At 45.2% G+C, this 16,687-nt stretch carries 13 protein-coding genes; 6 read left to right on the top strand and 7 right to left on the bottom strand.

Features of this window, described 5'->3' with window-relative positions; genetic code table 11:
* Nucleotides 1-160: 160 nt before the first annotated feature.
* Both GOL65_RS19235 and eutH read left to right on the top strand, forming a co-directional pair.
* Complete coding sequence (locus tag GOL65_RS19235; RefSeq protein WP_140917907.1) at nt 161-1,600, top strand: FGGY family carbohydrate kinase; 1,440 nt, start codon at nt 161-163, stop codon at nt 1,598-1,600.
* Nucleotides 1,601-1,628: 28 nt separating this feature from the next.
* Nucleotides 1,629-2,882: an ethanolamine utilization protein EutH gene (gene eutH / locus GOL65_RS19230; RefSeq protein ID WP_140917908.1), complete on the top strand. Its 1,254-nt coding sequence runs from the start codon at nt 1,629-1,631 to the stop codon at nt 2,880-2,882.
* Nucleotides 2,883-3,221: 339 nt separating this feature from the next.
* Here eutH and uriT read toward each other — a convergent pair whose 3' ends face one another.
* The 3 genes from uriT to rbsK are packed head-to-tail and all read right to left on the bottom strand — an operon-like array spanning nt 3,222 to nt 6,832.
* Complete coding sequence (uriT, locus tag GOL65_RS19225; protein WP_140917909.1) at nt 3,222-4,634, bottom strand: uridine transporter UriT; 1,413 nt, start codon at nt 4,632-4,634, stop codon at nt 3,222-3,224.
* A complete protein-coding gene (gene uriH / locus GOL65_RS19220; RefSeq protein WP_179038502.1) occupies nt 4,631-5,578 on the bottom strand; it encodes a uridine-preferring nucleoside hydrolase UriH in 948 nt (315 codons plus the stop codon). The genes uriT and uriH overlap by 4 nt, the downstream gene beginning before the upstream one ends.
* Nucleotides 5,579-5,608: 30 nt before the next feature.
* A complete protein-coding gene (rbsK, locus tag GOL65_RS19215) occupies nt 5,609-6,832 on the bottom strand; it encodes a ribokinase (protein ID WP_140917911.1) in 1,224 nt (407 codons plus the stop codon).
* Nucleotides 6,833-7,190: 358 nt separating this feature from the next.
* Here rbsK and GOL65_RS19210 point away from each other — a divergent pair, with 358 nt between their 5' ends.
* Entirely contained in the window at nt 7,191-7,688 is a 498-nt protein-coding gene (locus tag GOL65_RS19210) for a hypothetical protein (protein WP_140917912.1), read from the top strand.
* Nucleotides 7,689-7,765: 77 nt separating this feature from the next.
* Here the strand turns inward: GOL65_RS19210 and yajD are convergent, their stop codons facing one another.
* Entirely contained in the window at nt 7,766-8,110 is a 345-nt protein-coding gene (gene yajD / locus GOL65_RS19205; RefSeq protein WP_140917913.1) for an HNH nuclease YajD, read from the bottom strand.
* Between the two features lie 137 nt (nt 8,111-8,247).
* Complete coding sequence (locus tag GOL65_RS19200) at nt 8,248-9,816, bottom strand: ABC-F family ATP-binding cassette domain-containing protein (protein WP_140917914.1); 1,569 nt, start codon at nt 9,814-9,816, stop codon at nt 8,248-8,250.
* 717 nt (nt 9,817-10,533) lie between these two features.
* On the opposite strand from GOL65_RS19200, the gene GOL65_RS19195 reads away from it, so the two are divergent.
* Nucleotides 10,534-11,886 carry an APC family permease gene (locus GOL65_RS19195; RefSeq protein WP_140917915.1) on the top strand — a complete coding sequence of 451 codons (1,353 nt, stop codon included), beginning with the start codon at nt 10,534-10,536 and terminating at the stop codon, nt 11,884-11,886.
* Between the two features lie 205 nt (nt 11,887-12,091).
* Nucleotides 12,092-13,825 (top strand): amidohydrolase, encoded by a 1,734-nt coding sequence (locus tag GOL65_RS19190; protein ID WP_140917916.1) that lies wholly within the window; start codon nt 12,092-12,094, stop codon nt 13,823-13,825.
* 81 nt (nt 13,826-13,906) lie between these two features.
* Here GOL65_RS19190 and GOL65_RS19185 read toward each other — a convergent pair whose 3' ends face one another.
* The gene (locus GOL65_RS19185) at nt 13,907-15,100 is read right to left on the bottom strand and encodes an amino acid aminotransferase (RefSeq protein ID WP_140917917.1); all 1,194 of its coding nucleotides are present in this window, start codon (nt 15,098-15,100) and stop codon (nt 13,907-13,909) included.
* Between the two features lie 298 nt (nt 15,101-15,398).
* Here GOL65_RS19185 and cobO point away from each other — a divergent pair, with 298 nt between their 5' ends.
* Nucleotides 15,399-15,998, top strand: a complete 600-nt coding sequence (cobO, locus tag GOL65_RS19180; protein WP_179038501.1) for a cob(I)yrinic acid a,c-diamide adenosyltransferase — start codon at nt 15,399-15,401, stop codon at nt 15,996-15,998.
* Between the two features lie 94 nt (nt 15,999-16,092).
* On the opposite strand, the gene GOL65_RS19175 is transcribed toward cobO, so the two are convergent.
* Complete coding sequence (locus GOL65_RS19175) at nt 16,093-16,650, bottom strand: acyl-homoserine-lactone synthase (RefSeq protein ID WP_140917919.1); 558 nt, start codon at nt 16,648-16,650, stop codon at nt 16,093-16,095.
* Nucleotides 16,651-16,687: the final 37 nt, after the last annotated feature.

Below are 16,687 nucleotides of genomic sequence, written 5' to 3'. Positions count from 1 at the left end.
AACCACTAATAACAAAAACAACGCCACAATGTTAATTTGTTGTGACGTTTATCACATATAGGAAACACAATGTGAGATATTTGTGGATTTTATTTCCGTTTGATCGGGATAATCAAAAAAACACTCCAATTAACAACAATAATATTTAGGGAAGTGAACAATGCTTAACCAACGTTATGCTGCCATCGATCAGGGAACCACCGGAACCAGAATCGTGGTCTTTGATGAAAATGGTCGCTCTCATTCCCCGATGAGCATTCCACATAAACAAATCACACTAAACAGTGGTTGGGTTGAACACGATCCGGAAGAAATTCTGGCTAACATTATGAAGTGTTTATCTGGCTGTGAAGTGGTTGATGCTCTTGGGATCTGCCACCAGGGCGAAAGCATTGTGGCCTGGCATGCAGACAGTAAAAAGCCGTTGTATAACGCCATTATCTGGCAAGACATGCGTACCGAAAAACGTATTCAGCACATGAAAGATCAGGGGCTGGAACCTTTAGTGCAACAAAAATCCGGTTTGCCTCTCGATCCCTACTTTTCCGCCAGTAAGATGAACTGGATTATTGAGAATATTGTTGGCGTAAAACAGCTGGCAGATAAAGGAAAGCTGCGCATCGGCACCATGGATGCCTTCTTTCTTGACCGTTTATGTGGCACTTATTGCACTGACTATAATGCCGCATCCCGTACTTCACTGTTCAATATCCACACCCTCACCTGGGATCCTGAACTGTGTGAAATCTTCGGCGTTCCTATCCATTGTCTACCAGAAATTCGCGATACCGTCGGTGACTTTGGCAGTATTAATCTGGATGGACACATTACTCCCGTTACTGCCGTAATTGTCGATCAGTTTGCCGGAACTTATGGTCATGGCTGTCGCAATCAGGGTGATGCCAAAGTCACATTTGGTACCGGTGCATTTCTGCAATCGTTAACCGGAACCACCATCGCAGAAACTAAAGGCTCTGGCCTGCTACCCACCTTATGTTGGAAATTTCCCGGTCAGGAGCCAATTTTTGGTTTGGATGGTGGTGTGTATAACGCTGCATCGGCCATTAACTGGGTGAAGAAAATCGGTCTGCTTGATGATTTTGATGAGCTCAGCGACTTCAGTAAAGATTCCGCTATTTCTCGCGGACTGGCCTTTGTACCTGCTTTATCTGGTTTGGCTTGCCCATACTGGGATCGTTCTGCGGCCGGTGTTTGGGCTGGATTATCATTGGATATCGAAAGAAAAGATCTTCTGCAATCGGTACTGGAAGGCATCGCAGTGCGCTCGGCAGAAGTGATTCTGGCTATGGATAAGCTTTCTCCATTGGGTGACGCTATTTCTGTCGATGGTGGCCTGTCATCTAATCAATATTTCAAACAGTTCCTCGCCAATCTGATTCAGAAAAACATTGTAGCCCCCGCAAACCGTGAAGTTACGGCGCTGGGTGCTGCCATGCTGGCACGAAAAGGATTGGGAATCGAACGCCCTATTAGCTTTAAACAAGATGCCCAAATTACTAAACCAAACCGCAGTTCCATGTCCGGCGTAATGGAAAAGTATCAAGACATTATTGCCCGTTCACGCAACTTACGCAGTTAATAAAATAATAAATTCAAAAGGATACCCCATGGCTGAGTTCGGCAATTATGTTATTTATCTTATAATGGTGGGAACGCTGGTCGGCGCGCTGGCTTCCATCATTAAACCAGACAGCGGGCTGGGAAAAGAGTTTGTTAACGGCATACACTCTATTGGCCCGGTGTTTCTGGCTCAGGCCGGTATCATGACTGCGGTGCCTTTACTGTCTCAGGCCATTTCACATTTGCTGGGGCCGGTATTCAGCGCAGTTGGTTCTGATGTTTCTATCGCTGCACTATCGATTATCGCCGTTGATATGGGCGGCTATCAGTTAGCCGATGCCCTAACCTCTAACCGCGATATGTGGATTACCGCCATGTTGATTGGTTATACATCCGGGGCAACCATTGTGTATCTGATTCCGGTTGGACTGACCATGCTTAATCGTCAGGATCACAAATATCTGGCGTTAGGTGCCATGGCCGGGTTAATCAGCATTCCGTTTGGGGTTCTGGCTTCGTTACTGCTGATTACCTTTAACAATATTCCAGTGCGCGATGTTATTTCTACAAACTCTCCGGCATTACATCACCTGACGCTGGATTTTATTACCATGCTGCAATATCTGGCGCCGCTGTTTGTGTTTTGTTTTCTGCTGGCCGCTGGCTTGAAGTATCGACCTCAACTGATGGTGGCTGGCTTCCTGGTATTCGGTAAAATTATGGATGCCTTTATCAAACTGGTTCTGGCCTGTTCTATTATCGAACACTTCACCGGCGTGTTTGCCAAAGTATTTGGTGCATGGGGATTTGATCCAATGTTTGCCGATCAGAAAGAGCTGTTCAGAGCCATCGAAATCGCCGGATATATCGGTATTATGCTGGCAGGTACTTTCCCTATTTGTTACCTGTTCCAGAAATACTGCAAACGTATGGTTGGCGCACTGAGCAAAGTGCTGAAGTTAACTGATACTGGCGCACTGGCATTCATTATGGTGTTAGCCAACATTATTGCTACTTACCACTTATTCATCAATATGCGTGCCCGTGACAAAGTATTGTGCGTCGCTTTTGGCGTCTGTGCACAGGCAACCATTGGCGATCATCTGGCCTTTACCGCGAACTTCCAGCCAACCTTAGTCATTCCTATTCTGTTAGGTAAGTTGGTAGGAGGATTCCTGGCGGTGATTATCGCCATTAAAATCTCAGTCCCGGCAGCTGAACGTTTCCAACAGGAAGACGATGAGCAGGAAAAAACCGAACGCGAAGCACCACGGGCTACACCGCAGGCGGTTATGGGGTAAAGCCACATCAGTTCCACATAAGTAAAGAGCCGGGGATAATCCCGGCTCTCAGATTACTAACAAACCTAATCAATACCTGTGAATATTCCGACCGTAAAAACACCGCGCTTATATCTGCACCGAGAGCGGTCGGTAAACCATCTGTACTCAACTATGGCGTGCGTTGGGCCTGGCCGGGTTAGGGGCGCTTCGTTGGCTTACGCTAAGTCGACCCCAACACCCGTCCCTCCCAACGATTAGCTATTTTAAGGTACAAACTGAATTATCTAACTTTGTCATCAATCTAAATTGAGGATTACCCTGTTCTTGATTGGCTGATGCATACAAATCCATATATGATCATGACTTTACTTCCGCGCTAACTGGCCTTGGAATTAAAAACGACACCAATAACGCCAGAACAGTAATCGCTAATCCCAGCGTGATTCCATTGAAATAACCTACTGGTGATGTCGCGCCCTCTGGTGTAGTCATAATTTGAACCGCAGGCAGCAGTGCAAAACTCAGTCCCGCGCCCAGATTAAATGCTCCTGCGTTCATTCCCGGCAAATAGCCAGGGTTATCTTTAGGCGATAACACAATCCCTAACCCATTGAGCATAATATTGGCGATACCCGCATAGGTCATACCTATCAGTAATACTGCGGCAATCAGTACCGGTAAAGAGTGCAAGCCAATAAACATCATTAGCAGAATCGCCACAATACTTCCTGACAAACCAATACGCAGTACGTTGTTATAACCGAGGGTTGGTGCCAGACGACCAGAGAAAGGTCCAACCAACCAGCCAATCAATGCATAAGGTGTAAGAAACGCTAATGCCGCAGTATCGGCTCCTAAAGAAAAGCCTACCGACTGGTTTTGAGCGAAAGACATGACCAAGCCGTTTACGATGGCGAAAATCCCTGTCATGGTCAAAATAGTGGTCAGCAACAGCGCCCAGGTACTGCGCTGTTTAAGGTAAAACGTAGTTACCAGCGGATGCTGACTGCGATTTTCAACCTGCCAAAACGAGATAAACATCACCACAGAGAAAATGACCAGACCAATCACCAGCGGCCAGTTTACTGCGGCGATATTGCCAGCCTGACCTAATGCTATCAGCATCGAAGCTAAAGAGAACACCAGTAAGATAACGCCAGGCCAATCCATTCTTATTCCGGCTGAAGGGCGAGATTCTGGTGCCCATTTAATGACCAGTAAGGTAGAGATCGCCGCTACCGCAGTAATCACCCAGAAGACCGAACGAAACCCAAAGTTAGCCGCCAGTACACCACCAGCTATAGCGTCAATGCCTGCGATGCCACCATTTACCGCTGTCACAATTCCCATCATGGTGCCGTAAACTTTTGGATCGGATATTTCATGGCGCAACATCAATAAACATAGAGGCACTACCGGACCAGAAACCCCCTGAATAATTCGGGCTACGTAAAGCGTTTCAATGTTCGGCGCTACGGCGGCCAGAATAGTCCCTGCGGTCATAATCACCAGCATCCAGACCAGTACTTTTTTACGTCCCTTAATGTCACTCAGGCGAGGCAAGAACAGCGAAAACAGTGCCGCGGAGGTGAAAAAAGCGGTCTGAGATAATGAAACCGCCGCCTCATCAGAATGTAATTCTTCAGCAATGGTGACCAACACCGGACCCAGCATACTGGCATTCAGCTGAAAGGCGATACAGGCTGCCAGCAACGCAGTCATCAGTACCGTTACACTTACCGTTGAAGATCCAGAAGAGGCATTGGTCATACTTTTACCTCACCAATACGCTCAAGAGCATCAACGATCAGATCCCAAAAACGCTGATGATCAAGCTTTACGGCTACCTGAGTGTGGCAATCCGCTGGTGGTGGTGAACGGAAATCAGCAACGGTCATGCCCAGCGTTAACGTTCCTGTCAACTCAATATCAACCGGCACTTTTTGGGTGGTCATGACTGAAGGGTCGATAACATAAGCTACCGCACAAGGATCGTGTACTGGTGGATAATCAAATCCCTGCGCGCTTTTGTACATGGTGCCAAAAAACTCAAGTAGCTCCAGAACAAATTTAGCCGGGTTGGTTCCTACCGCTTTGATTTTCTCTACAACTTCAGGTGTTGCCAGTGCCTGATGGGTAAGATCTAACCCGACCATGGTTAACGGCCATTTTTCATTGAAAACGATATGGGCCGCTTCCGGGTCAATTTTGATATTAAATTCTGCTACCGCACTCCAGTTCCCCACGTGGTAACCACCTCCCATCAATACCACCTCTTTTACCCGCTCAACAATTCGCGGTTCAAGACGGGCAGCCAATGCGATGTTGGTTAAACCTGCAGTTGGAACAATGGTTACCGTTTTAGGTGGATGCGACATAATGGTTTCAATGATTAAATCCACCGCATGACGTGAATCCACATCAAATGCTGGTTCCGGCAGTACCGGGCCATCGAGACCAGAATCACCATGAATATCCGGTGCAATCTCTATCTGGCGAATAAGAGGGCGAGCAGAACCGGCGGCAAAAGGAACCCCGGTGATATTGGCAATTCGCGCCACCGCCAATGCATTACGGGTGACTTTCTCTAAGGTCTGATTACCGACTACGGTGGTCACCGCCAGTAATTCGATATTAGGGTTACCGTGAGCCAGTAACATAGCGATTGCGTCATCATGACCGGGATCGCAATCCAGAATAATTTTTTTTACCATGTTGTTGATACTCCTGAATTGAACATGTGATTAAAAATCGGCATTTAGCGAAAGCCGATGCAATACTTGTTGATGAACAGGCATATTGGAAGCCCCTTCCCGTTCCACCGCTAAAGAGGCAAAAGCCGTGGCATATTTCACTGCCCACCCCAGATTTTGTCCTGAAGCAATGGCTGCCGTGAGCGCGCCGGTAAAAGCATCGCCCGCACCGGTGGTATCTACCGCAACGGCAGGTAATGCCGGAATGTGCTGAAATTGATTATTTTCATAAAGCAGCGCTCCGTTACTTCCCAGTGTAATGATAACGGTCTGAACCCCTTTATGAGCGATTTCACGTGCAGCCTGTTGTGCACTGGCAATATCCGTCACCTCAACACCGGACAGCAGCGAGGCTTCCGTTTCATTAGGGGTGATAATATTGGCTAACTCAATGAACTGTAGTATTTCGTGCGAGTATGGCGCCGGGTTAAGAATAATTTTGACCCCAAGAGCATTAGCCAGCCTCATCACATTGAATGTGGCATCAAAATTATTTTCCAGCTGAACCAGCAGTACATCAGATTTTTTCAGCTGTTCACTAATGGCAATAATTTCACTTTCAGTAATGGTTTTATTCGCTCCCGGATAGATGGCAATCATATTTTCTCCATCCTGTTGAGAGACATAAATAACCGCATTACCAGTACTCGCATCATCCGATTGATACAGTGTAAAAGAATGGATGGCAGAATCACTTAAATGACGATACGCAAACTGGCTAAACTGATCTTTGCCTGTTTTACAGACAAAATGTACTTTTGCACCGGCGTTGCTCGCTGCCATGGCCTGATTTGCACCTTTGCCTCCGGGGCCAAGAGTACTATTAATGGCCATCAGCGATTCACCGCCTTTAGGAAAACGTTCTACTTTTGCTACGATATCAACGTTAAACGAGCCTAAGATACAAACATTACCCTGAGTAGTCTGGCTGTTTCGCGCCAATGGAACCCGCTTTTTCTTTTTGCCGATTTTTTTAAGTAATGAGGCAATATCCATATCTGATGACGGGGTAATGAGATCCGATTGCAGCGTTTTTCGTAGCACTTGTGCACCACCGTGGCAGCGCAACAGCAAACTTTTTTGAGCTAATACTCTTAAATCGTAACGTATCGTCTCTTTAGAAACAGAGAACATGGCGGCCAACTGATTTACCGTTGCCCGTTCGTTTTTATCTAAAAAAGTTAGAATTTTCTCTCTTCTTTCTTCTAAAAACATGTTCCCTCCTCTATGCAAAGGTAATAGTAGTTAATGATAAAAATACAGAGGGTGATTACAGTCATACACTCAAACCCAAATCAGAAGCAAACGGAAGTAAACAAAAGCATTTAACATTATAATTAATTGATAATTAAATGAATTATAAATTATTAAATGTGTGTCATACCATATCATTAAGCAGTGAAATAGTTAACGTTCAAGAGTATTGAGGAAAAATGGCGGGAATTACTTACATTATCATTCACACAAATCGACACAAAATGGCACTAATGTGTAAATTGGGGTACTCTCTGGCTTTCTCTAACACCCCGGCATTATGGTTTTTAACCTATCGCAGTGCTGACAGGAACAATGCATGGATATCGTAAAGTATCCCTACAAAATAAATCGTTTTTTTATTTTGATGGGTATCGGTTTTTTCGGCTGGCTAGCCTGGTTTTCATATAATCAAATCAATAATACTGAACAATGGCTGGTTGTTGGACAGTCCGCCTCGGTGACGGCTGAGCAGGCCCGATATCTGCTTTCAGCGACTGCGTTGATTTTTGCCATGCTGACGTTGATGGCATTTATCATATTGCTCAATAGCTTTTCCGATCGTCAGAACGTTATCTTTACTTCCGATTCCGTCAATTATCCCAAGGGTCATATCAGGCCAAAAGTGATTACCATCATGTATGGTGATATTCGTGAACTGGAACGGGTCAATGCTCAGCACAATGAAGCGTTAGAAATTACCACCAGTCATGGTAAGTACCGCATTCTGAAAAGCATGTTAAAGAATCACCAAACCTTTAATGAAGTCTGTGAGCGGCTACAGCAAATGGCGGCCCCTTTCATTACGGTTGTTTAGCCACCAGAAATAAAAACGATCGGTCATCAATATTTAAATTGTTTGATGAACGATCGTTTGTGACACTGTCGCTTTGACTATTTTTTATTCATTAAATCACGCAAATTAGCGAATGGGTTATGGGTTGCTAATCCCTGATCCTGTTGAGCATCTTCCCCGGCAACCACCGTCGAACCATAGATATCCGCTTCGGTATATTTCGAGTGCTCATGATCGTGACAAAACAGACATAACATTTCCCAGTTGCTGCCATCTTCCGGATTATTAGAGTGATCGTGATCGATATGATGCACCGTCAACTCTCTTAAATTGGAATAGACAAACTCACGGGAACATCTGCCACAAACCCAGGGAAACAGCTTCAGCGCTTTTTCACGATAGCCATTTTCAAGTTTGGCGTAGTTTTTTGGTATATAGGCCATATAAAACCTTCAGATTAAAAAATCAAAACCTTGTCTGCCTGATATCTTATAGTTAAACCACCTGCCTTAACAAACAGAAAAAGCAGATGGCACCAATGGTATCAATGGTATCAACCCTGGTAGAAAATGACTTACGCTTATGACATTAGCGTAAAATTGTGGGTTATCCCGATATTATCAATAAAATGCCGATCGTGGCTGACGACTATTAGCGTTCCGTTATAACCGGCTATCGCTTGTTCAAACATCTGTCGGGCCTGTAAATCTAAATGGTTATCCGGTTCATCCAGCAATAATATTGAGGCGGATTGAGGGCCACTGGTTATTGCCAGTAACGCCAGTCTGACCCGCTGCCCACCGCTAAGAGAACCGGCCAGTTTAAATACGCTCTCTCGTCGAAAGCCGATATTAGCTAACTGAGTTCGGTATTCACTCTCAGTCATGCCCGGAGCCAGAGAACGCAGATTATCCAAAACCGATAACGAATCCAGTAGTAATGACTGATGCTGATCGAAATAGGCAACCCGACCATGCATTTTCACCATACCGAATAATGGTGTTATCTCACCCACCAGCATTTTCAATAGGGTCGACTTACCACTGCCATTGTCTCCCTGTAACCAGTAACGTTCTCCAGGATAGATGGTTTGGGTTATCTCTCCCCGATAACCATAAGGCATAGTTAACTTATCGATCTGAATGGCAAAACGACTCTTTTTGCTGTGAGTATCAATCACCATACTCAACGCTTTAGGCTGCTGTAGTGTTTGTTGTATATCAGTAATGCTGGTTTGAGTTTGCTCAATTTTACGATCTGCATGGCGCAAGCTTGAAGAGCGACGCATTTCTGCACTGTTTTTCATTTTATCCAGCAACAACAGGCACTGACTGCCGCTATCACGTAATTTCTTACCGCTTTTAGCTCGCCTTTCCGCACGCTCAATACTGTTTTGTTGTGCTGTACGCAATGTTCTAAGCTGCTCTTTCTGGTGTGTCAGTTGCCGTAACTGTGCCGAGTGCTGTTCCTGTTTTTGTTGTTGGTATACCTTATAATTTCCGCCATAGCTCATCAGTTTGCCGTCTGACAGTTCATGAATTTGTGGCATTTGCTCCAACAGATCGCGATTGTGACTAATCAGTAATAAATTTCCTGAATAACGCTCGATTTCACGTTGTAGCCATTGGCGACCAGCTAAATCAAGATGATTACCCGGTTCATCCAGAATCAACCAGTCGTGATCGCCAGTGAATAGCTTCAATAACATGAGTCGGGTTTGTTCTCCACCGCTGAGAGATACCAGCTCCCTTTGTGGATCGGCTGTAATATTAATGCTGGCTAATAGCTGCGTCAGTTGCTCCTCCAACAGCCAGTTATCTTCAGCCAACAACAAATCTTGCGAACTAAAATGACCAGAAATTACCCGCCGAAGAGCAGATAAACATTCTCCATAACCAAGAAAATCAGCAATAGTGATACCTGCTGAATAATGTTGTTGCGTTAAAAATCCTGGGGATGCAGGACCAATCAAAGTACCTGTATCAGGTAGGTAGCGACCACAAATCAATGCCGCCAGCACCGATTTGCCACTGCCGTTATCACCGACAATACCGTGTTTACCCGGTAAAAAACTGTGGCTCAGTTGTTGAAAAATCACCTTGTCACTGCTGAACTGAAAATGCAGTTGGTGAAGAGAAATTACAGTCATTTATCACCTCGAAAATCAATATGGCGATAAGACAGAGCATCAATATGCTAAAAAACGATGGGCAAAAAAAAGATGGTGATGTTTGCGCATATATAACCCTGCCTCAAAAAAGATGGATATCTGTCATCGGCAACTCAGGGTTATTTATTCATTCAGGCGCAAACTCCAGTCAGGTAAGAGTGTTTATATTAACAAACTGTTTTTCAGTTGTACAAGTAGAACGGCAGAAATGGTTATTCGCTTTGCGTGTTCTGTTATTTTCTATCTTCAAAAGGGCATCACATTATTGAATATTCAGTTCTTATAAAAGGTATTATCGATAGCAACTAAATCATTCATCTAAATAACAAAAAACATACAATACATTATCTTATTAAATCAATAATACTCACCACATTGAACCGTCCTGTAAGCCTTGTCACGTCTGGCCTTTTCCAATTTAGTTATGATAAAATTTGACCGTGCAACGACTAATTATTGCCAAACGGGGGTTAAGTGCTATAAGGTACGCCCCCTGCGTTCACCCCAGCGGATGAAAAGCGTGTGGCTTTTCAACGTTTCATTGAGCGCTCTTTAATCAGACATTAATTCTAATGCCGCTTTGATTTAAGAGTTTCACTGAAAATGAGCGCAACATCGATTATTTCAGGTGCAGAGGCTATATCAACTAAATATAGGCTGCATTGGTCAGGGCTTTTGGGAAGGGCTTGGAAAATAATGCAACACAATGCGGTACGTATGACAAGAGTATTAACCACCCCTGCGTTAGTATTCTTTGGCTTGGCCTATATGGTTCCTTTAGGTATCTTTACCACTTATGGTCAAGTTACTGTACTCAGCGAAGGGCACCTGCCTGTTGCTTATGTTATCACCTTAGCAGCCGTTCTTTTTACAGCACTCAGCTACTGTCGAATGACCAGCGCCCTGCCTCTTTCGGGTTCTGCCTACTCTTATGTTCAAAAAACATTTGGCGGCAACCTTGGCTTTCTGGTGGGCTGGACACAGCTGCTTGATTATTTGTTTCTGCCAATCATCAACTATATGGCGATTGGTATCTATTTGCATGCTGAATTCCCGGCGATTCCAATGTGGGCCATTATTTGTACCACTATATTTATCGTAACTTCGTTAAATATTCTAGGAATCAAACTGGTTAGCTCTATGAATATGCTAATCATTGTTATGCAATTAGTCTTTATTGCACTGTTTCTCTATCTCTGCTTCCAGACACCTATTGATTTTGATATCGAAACCCTAATGGCGCCAATTACCGTGGTGCAGGGGCAGACATCCGGATTATTTGCTGGTGCCGCCATACTTTGTCTGGCTTTTCTGGGTTTTGATGCCATTTCAACCATGGCAGAAGAGACTAAAGATGCCAAACGTGCTCTGCCACGCGCCATCATGTACACCGTATTTATTGCTGGCGTGATGTTTATCATCATCTCTTACTGTTCTCATTTGGTTTATCCGGCATGGCAGGATTTCCTTCCTGACACCGATACCGCAACTCTGGCGGTGATGCGTAAAGTTGGCGGCGCGCTGCTGGCTTCGGCTTTCACCTTTGCTTATGTCATTGGGGTGTTTGCTTCCGCGATGACTTCTCAAGCCAGTATTGTGCGGATCTTCTATGCGATGGGGCGTGAAGGTGTGGTGCCTAAATCGGTATTCGCCTACATTCACCCACGTTTAAAAACGCCGGTGCTGTCGATTATCTTTGTTGGGGTGACTTCACTGTTTGCTCTGGTGCTGTCGCTCAATATGGTGGTGTCAATGATTAGCTTTGGCGCACTGATTGCCTTTACTTTCGTTAACCTGACGGTAATTAAGCACTTTGTCATTGACAGCAAAACACCTCACAATGCCATGAAACTGTTCACTTACCTGATTCTGCCATCTATTGGGGTGCTGTTAACCCTGTGGTTATGGACCAGTCTGGACGGCTATGCCCTTACCGTTGGTCTGATTTGGTTATCGATTGGTGCGGTTTATCTGGCATTTATTACCCGGGGCTTTAGTAAAACGCCTCCGGCAATCTCCTCTGAAGAGGTTGATCTGATTATCGGCTAAGGTTACCCAACAATGGGTTTCAGGAGCCGCCTGAGCGGGGAGAATTTAATTCTCCCCGTTTTGTTATTTTTAACCTCCCCTTTTGTCCTCTTGCTAATACCTCAACTAGAGATATAGCAGGCACAACAGCGGGAATTGAACATTGGTTGATGCGATTAATTGCATCAGCCCGTAACATTTTTAATCAACAACTGGATGATTGCCGATGAGTAATATCGTAGCCGACGTCATTTATTTTAATGGATATATCTACACCGCAGACACCCAAAACAGCGTCATTGATGCTATCGCGATTGCAGGCGGTAAAGTTCTGGCCTGTGGCGATATTCAACAGCTTCAACGCTATATTGGTGCAGAAACCGAACAAATCGATCTACAGGGAAAAATGATGATGCCAGGCATCATCGATGGTCATATGCATCCATTCTGGGGCGGTGAGCAGCTGTCTGGCTGTCATTTGAACTATGAATCGCTGACCATCGAACAGATTCTGGAGCGCGTTCAGCAACATCTGGATAAAGATGTACTAAAAGGTGAAAACGACTGGCTGAAAGTAACCGCCTGGCTGCGTCAGGGCATGATCCCTGCCGGTACCGATATGTACCGTTCCGATATGTACCGTTCCGATATGGATCGCCTGAATACCCAACGGCCAGTGATACTGTTTTCTAACGATTGTCATACCATGCTGGCTAACAGCCGTGCACTGGAGCTGTTCAATATTGATAAAAATGCACCAGAACCAAGCGATGGCAAAATAGGTAAATACCCAAATGGTGAACTCAACGGCATACTGGAAGATGCTCCGGCAATGCGCGCAGTTGACAGTATTCCTTCCCTGACGGCTGAGCAAGCGGTAAAAGTAGCGGCACTGGTACAAGATGCCCTTAATGCTCAAGGCGTCACTGCCGTTATGGATGCACGCGTTTCTGCCAAACAGTTGGATGCCTTTAGCGAGCTGCAAAAACAAGGTCAGCTTAGCGTACGTTTTCAGGCTGCCCGTGAAATTACCCCGGATGACGCCCATAGTGTAGCAGCCGTTGCCGGAGCCGTAGACAAAGCCGTTGAGTTTGCAAACCGCTATCATCAGGCCGAGTGGCAACCGGAGCCGGGAATTGGCCTGCGTAATATCAAAATGTTTGTTGATGGCGTATTACAGCCACCAACCATGACCGCCTCTCTGCTGGAACCTTATACCATCAATAAAGGCAGCGAAACTGAACCCAACTGGCAAGTTACCGATCGCTATGGTGACCTTTACTTTACCCCTGAAATTCTTGATGAACTGATGGAGAAGATTGCCGCCGCAGGTTTCGACCCACATCTGCATACCGTCGGTGAAGGTGCGGTTTCCATCGCGCTGGATGCCATTGAAAAAATGCGGGCAGCCCATCCGGATAAAGACATTCGCCCCGGTCTGGCCCATAACGAACTGGTTAGCGCTAAAGACTATGCCCGTTTTGCCCGTCTGGGAGCCATTGCCTGCCTTTCTTTCCAGTGGGCAGCCCCAACGCCTGAGTTGGTTATTGCAGAGCGCCATATGCTGGGAGAGAAGCGTTTTCAGGAACTGGAACCTATTGCTAAATTTATCGATGCAGGAGCCGTTGTCGCTTTTGGTAGCGACTGGCCAATTGATGGATTAGATGAATGGTACGATCTGAAAGTAGCTGCTACCCGTCAGGGACGTACAGTGGATGGCATCACTCCACCAAGACTGGACAATGATCGCAACCTGACCGTTACTGAAGTATTACGCGCCGCCACCATCGATTCAGCCTATGCCCAACACCGTGAAGACGTTATTGGCTCGCTGGAAGTAGGTAAATTTGCCGATATGATTGTTCTGGATCGCAATGTGTTCAATATTCCTGCGGAAGATATCGAAAACGTAAAAGTATTACGTACGGTCGTTGGCGGGAAGACGGTATATCGCGTATAGCCTGTCTAAAGAGCGGTGTTAATCTCTAACTAACTGATAAAAATATGCCCGATGTGATTATCGGGCGTATTTTTTTATTAACTACAATACTTCAGAAAATGCCTTGGCGACTCGCTCAACGTTTGCACCGTTTAATCCAGTCAGGCACATACGGCCATTTCTCACCAGATAGATAGCATATTCATTTTTCAATCGATCAACCTGCTCCGGCGTTAAGCCAGTATAACTGAACATACCAGTTTGCTTCACCAGATAGCTTGAATCACGTCCCGGCAATGCCTGAGTCATCACCTCAACCATCTTTTGGCGCATTTGCAAAATGCGGGTGCGCATCTCTGCCACTTCTCCCATCCACATTGCTTTTAGCTGGGGATCGGACAAAACGGTAGCAACAACCTGCGCGCCACTTAATGGTGGACTTGAATAGTTACGGCGTACTGTCGCTTTAAGCTGCCCCAACACTCTGGTCGCTTCATCTGCGTTATCACAAAAAACCGAAAGGCCTCCACAACGTTCACCATAAATAGAGAAGTTCTTTGAATAGGAGTTAGACAGTAAGCAGGCAATACCGGCTTTCGCCACGGCACGAATGGCGTATACATCTTCATCTAAGCCTTTGCTAAAGCCCTGATAAGCAATATCCATAAAGGCAATCAGTTCACGTTCCGCCAATACCTCTACCACCTTATCCCACTGCTCAGGCAGCAGATCGGCTCCTGTTGGGTTATGACAACAAGGGTGCAACAACACGATGCTTTTTGTTGGTAATGTCTTTAGGGTTGCCAGCATCTGCTCAAAAGCAACACCGCGGGTTTCACTGTCAAAATAGGGGTAACGATTAACTTTAATGCCCGCCCCTTCAAAAATCGCCACGTGGTTATCCCAGGTTGGATTACTTACCCAAACCTCTGACTCAGGGAAATAGGTATGCAGAAAATCTGCCCCTACTTTTAATGCACCTGAACCACCCAGCGTCTGAATGGTTGCCACACGATTAGCCACCAATGCAGGATTATTCTCTCCCAGCAATAAATGCTGGGTTACCGTACGGTAAACAGGCATACCGTCCATTGGCAAATAAACTAAAGGATCGTGATTAGTTTTAAATAGTCTTTCTCTTGCCTGAGATACCGAATCTAAAACCGGAATTCGCCCCTGTTCATCATAGTAAAGGCCGATACTCAGGTTTACCTTTGACTCACGCTTATCTTTAGAAAACTCTCCCATCAGAGAAAGAATTGGATCTCCGGCATATGCATTAACGTGTTGAAACATTCCCTACCCCTTAAGTTGGCTATGCGCTTCTCTGTACAGGCATTGATAAATAATTGATCAAAATGGAAAACTACATTCTTTTTTTATATTAAATATATAAACAATCCAGAACCAATAGAATCAATATAAATCAATCGCGCCAGAATCTGGCTTATCACTCCCTCCACATTACCCTGAAAGTAAAAAACTCGCCAGTAGCAGGATTATCCTGTTTTTATTCAATAGGGATATTTCTGGATAACAGGTAAAAATCGTTGCTAAGCTTAGCCCTTATGATTAACCAAAGAGTAAACCCACCATGACCACTCAAAACGACCAACGCTATCAGCAACGCCAACAAAAAATTAAACAGCAGGTTGATGAACGAATCGCTGCCGCTACCCAGGATCGGGGACTCCTGCTGATACTGACCGGAAATGGTAAAGGTAAAAGCACTGCCGCCTTTGGTACCGCAGCCCGAGCCGTTGGTCATGGGCAACAAGCGGCGGTTATTCAATTTATTAAAGGTACCTGGGAGTGTGGTGAACGTAATCTGTTATCTCAGCATGGTGTAGAGTTTCAAGTGATGTCTACTGGCTTTACATGGGAAACACAAAATAAGGCCAGTGATACTTTAGCCGCGCAAGAAGTATGGCAACATGGCAAACGTATGCTATCCAATGCGTTATTAGATCTGGTGGTACTGGACGAGCTGACCTACATGATTACTTATGGTTATATCGAACTGGATGAGGTCATACAGACGCTCGAAAGCCGCCCACAAGGACAAACCGTCATCATTACCGGACGAGGCTGTCATCGTACACTGATTGAGATGGCAGATACCGTTAGCGAACTACGCCCAATAAAACACGCTTTTGATCAGGGATTACAGGCGAGACAGGGAATTGACTGGTAAAACAGCAAAAAAAGCTAAATAGCCAATAAATAATATTTTCAATATAACTTATTGGCTATGAATACAGAAACAACCAGTGGATGGAGTTATATTGCTATCTCACATCAATGATACAGGCAATCACCGGATGACCATCAACCAGTACTGGCGGCCCGCCCCGGTGTACGTTGTAGCCTAATCCTTTTATCAATCGTTCCACCGCTAATGGGGAAACCGTGACAATAGTTTTCACATTATATTGGGCAAGATAATTTATTGATTCTTTTAATAAACCAGCAGCAACAACCGATGAAAGACTACCCCGCTGCTTCTCCAGCGCGGACGAGTTTAAATCCAGCGCCGAGAAACGGGAGATTTCCCAGATATAAGGTGAACTTGGCGGGTGGTTTCCATTGAGAAGTTCAGGAAACACTTCACTTAACAAATAGGGCTCCGTAGTCGGTAACAACCGGGAGCAACCAATAATCTCTTTCTGACTGTTTCTGGCGATAACATACACTGTATCAGGCTTATCAAACTGGTCTCGCTCATATCCAATGGGGGTATTCAGCTCCCAACCCAGCTTCTCTACAAAAACCTTATAACGATATGCAGCAAGCTCATTTTCTAATCCAGAAGGTAAGTTACTCGGCGAACCTGATAAAAATTCCATGATATATTTTCCCACACTGTAGATTTATTGGAAAAAT

The sequence above is a fragment of the Limnobaculum xujianqingii genome, assembly GCF_013394855.1.
Lineage (GTDB): Bacteria > Pseudomonadota > Gammaproteobacteria > Enterobacterales > Enterobacteriaceae > Limnobaculum > Limnobaculum xujianqingii.
Note: the sequence above shows the minus strand (reverse complement) of the source record. Positions and strands in the feature narration are given on the sequence as shown.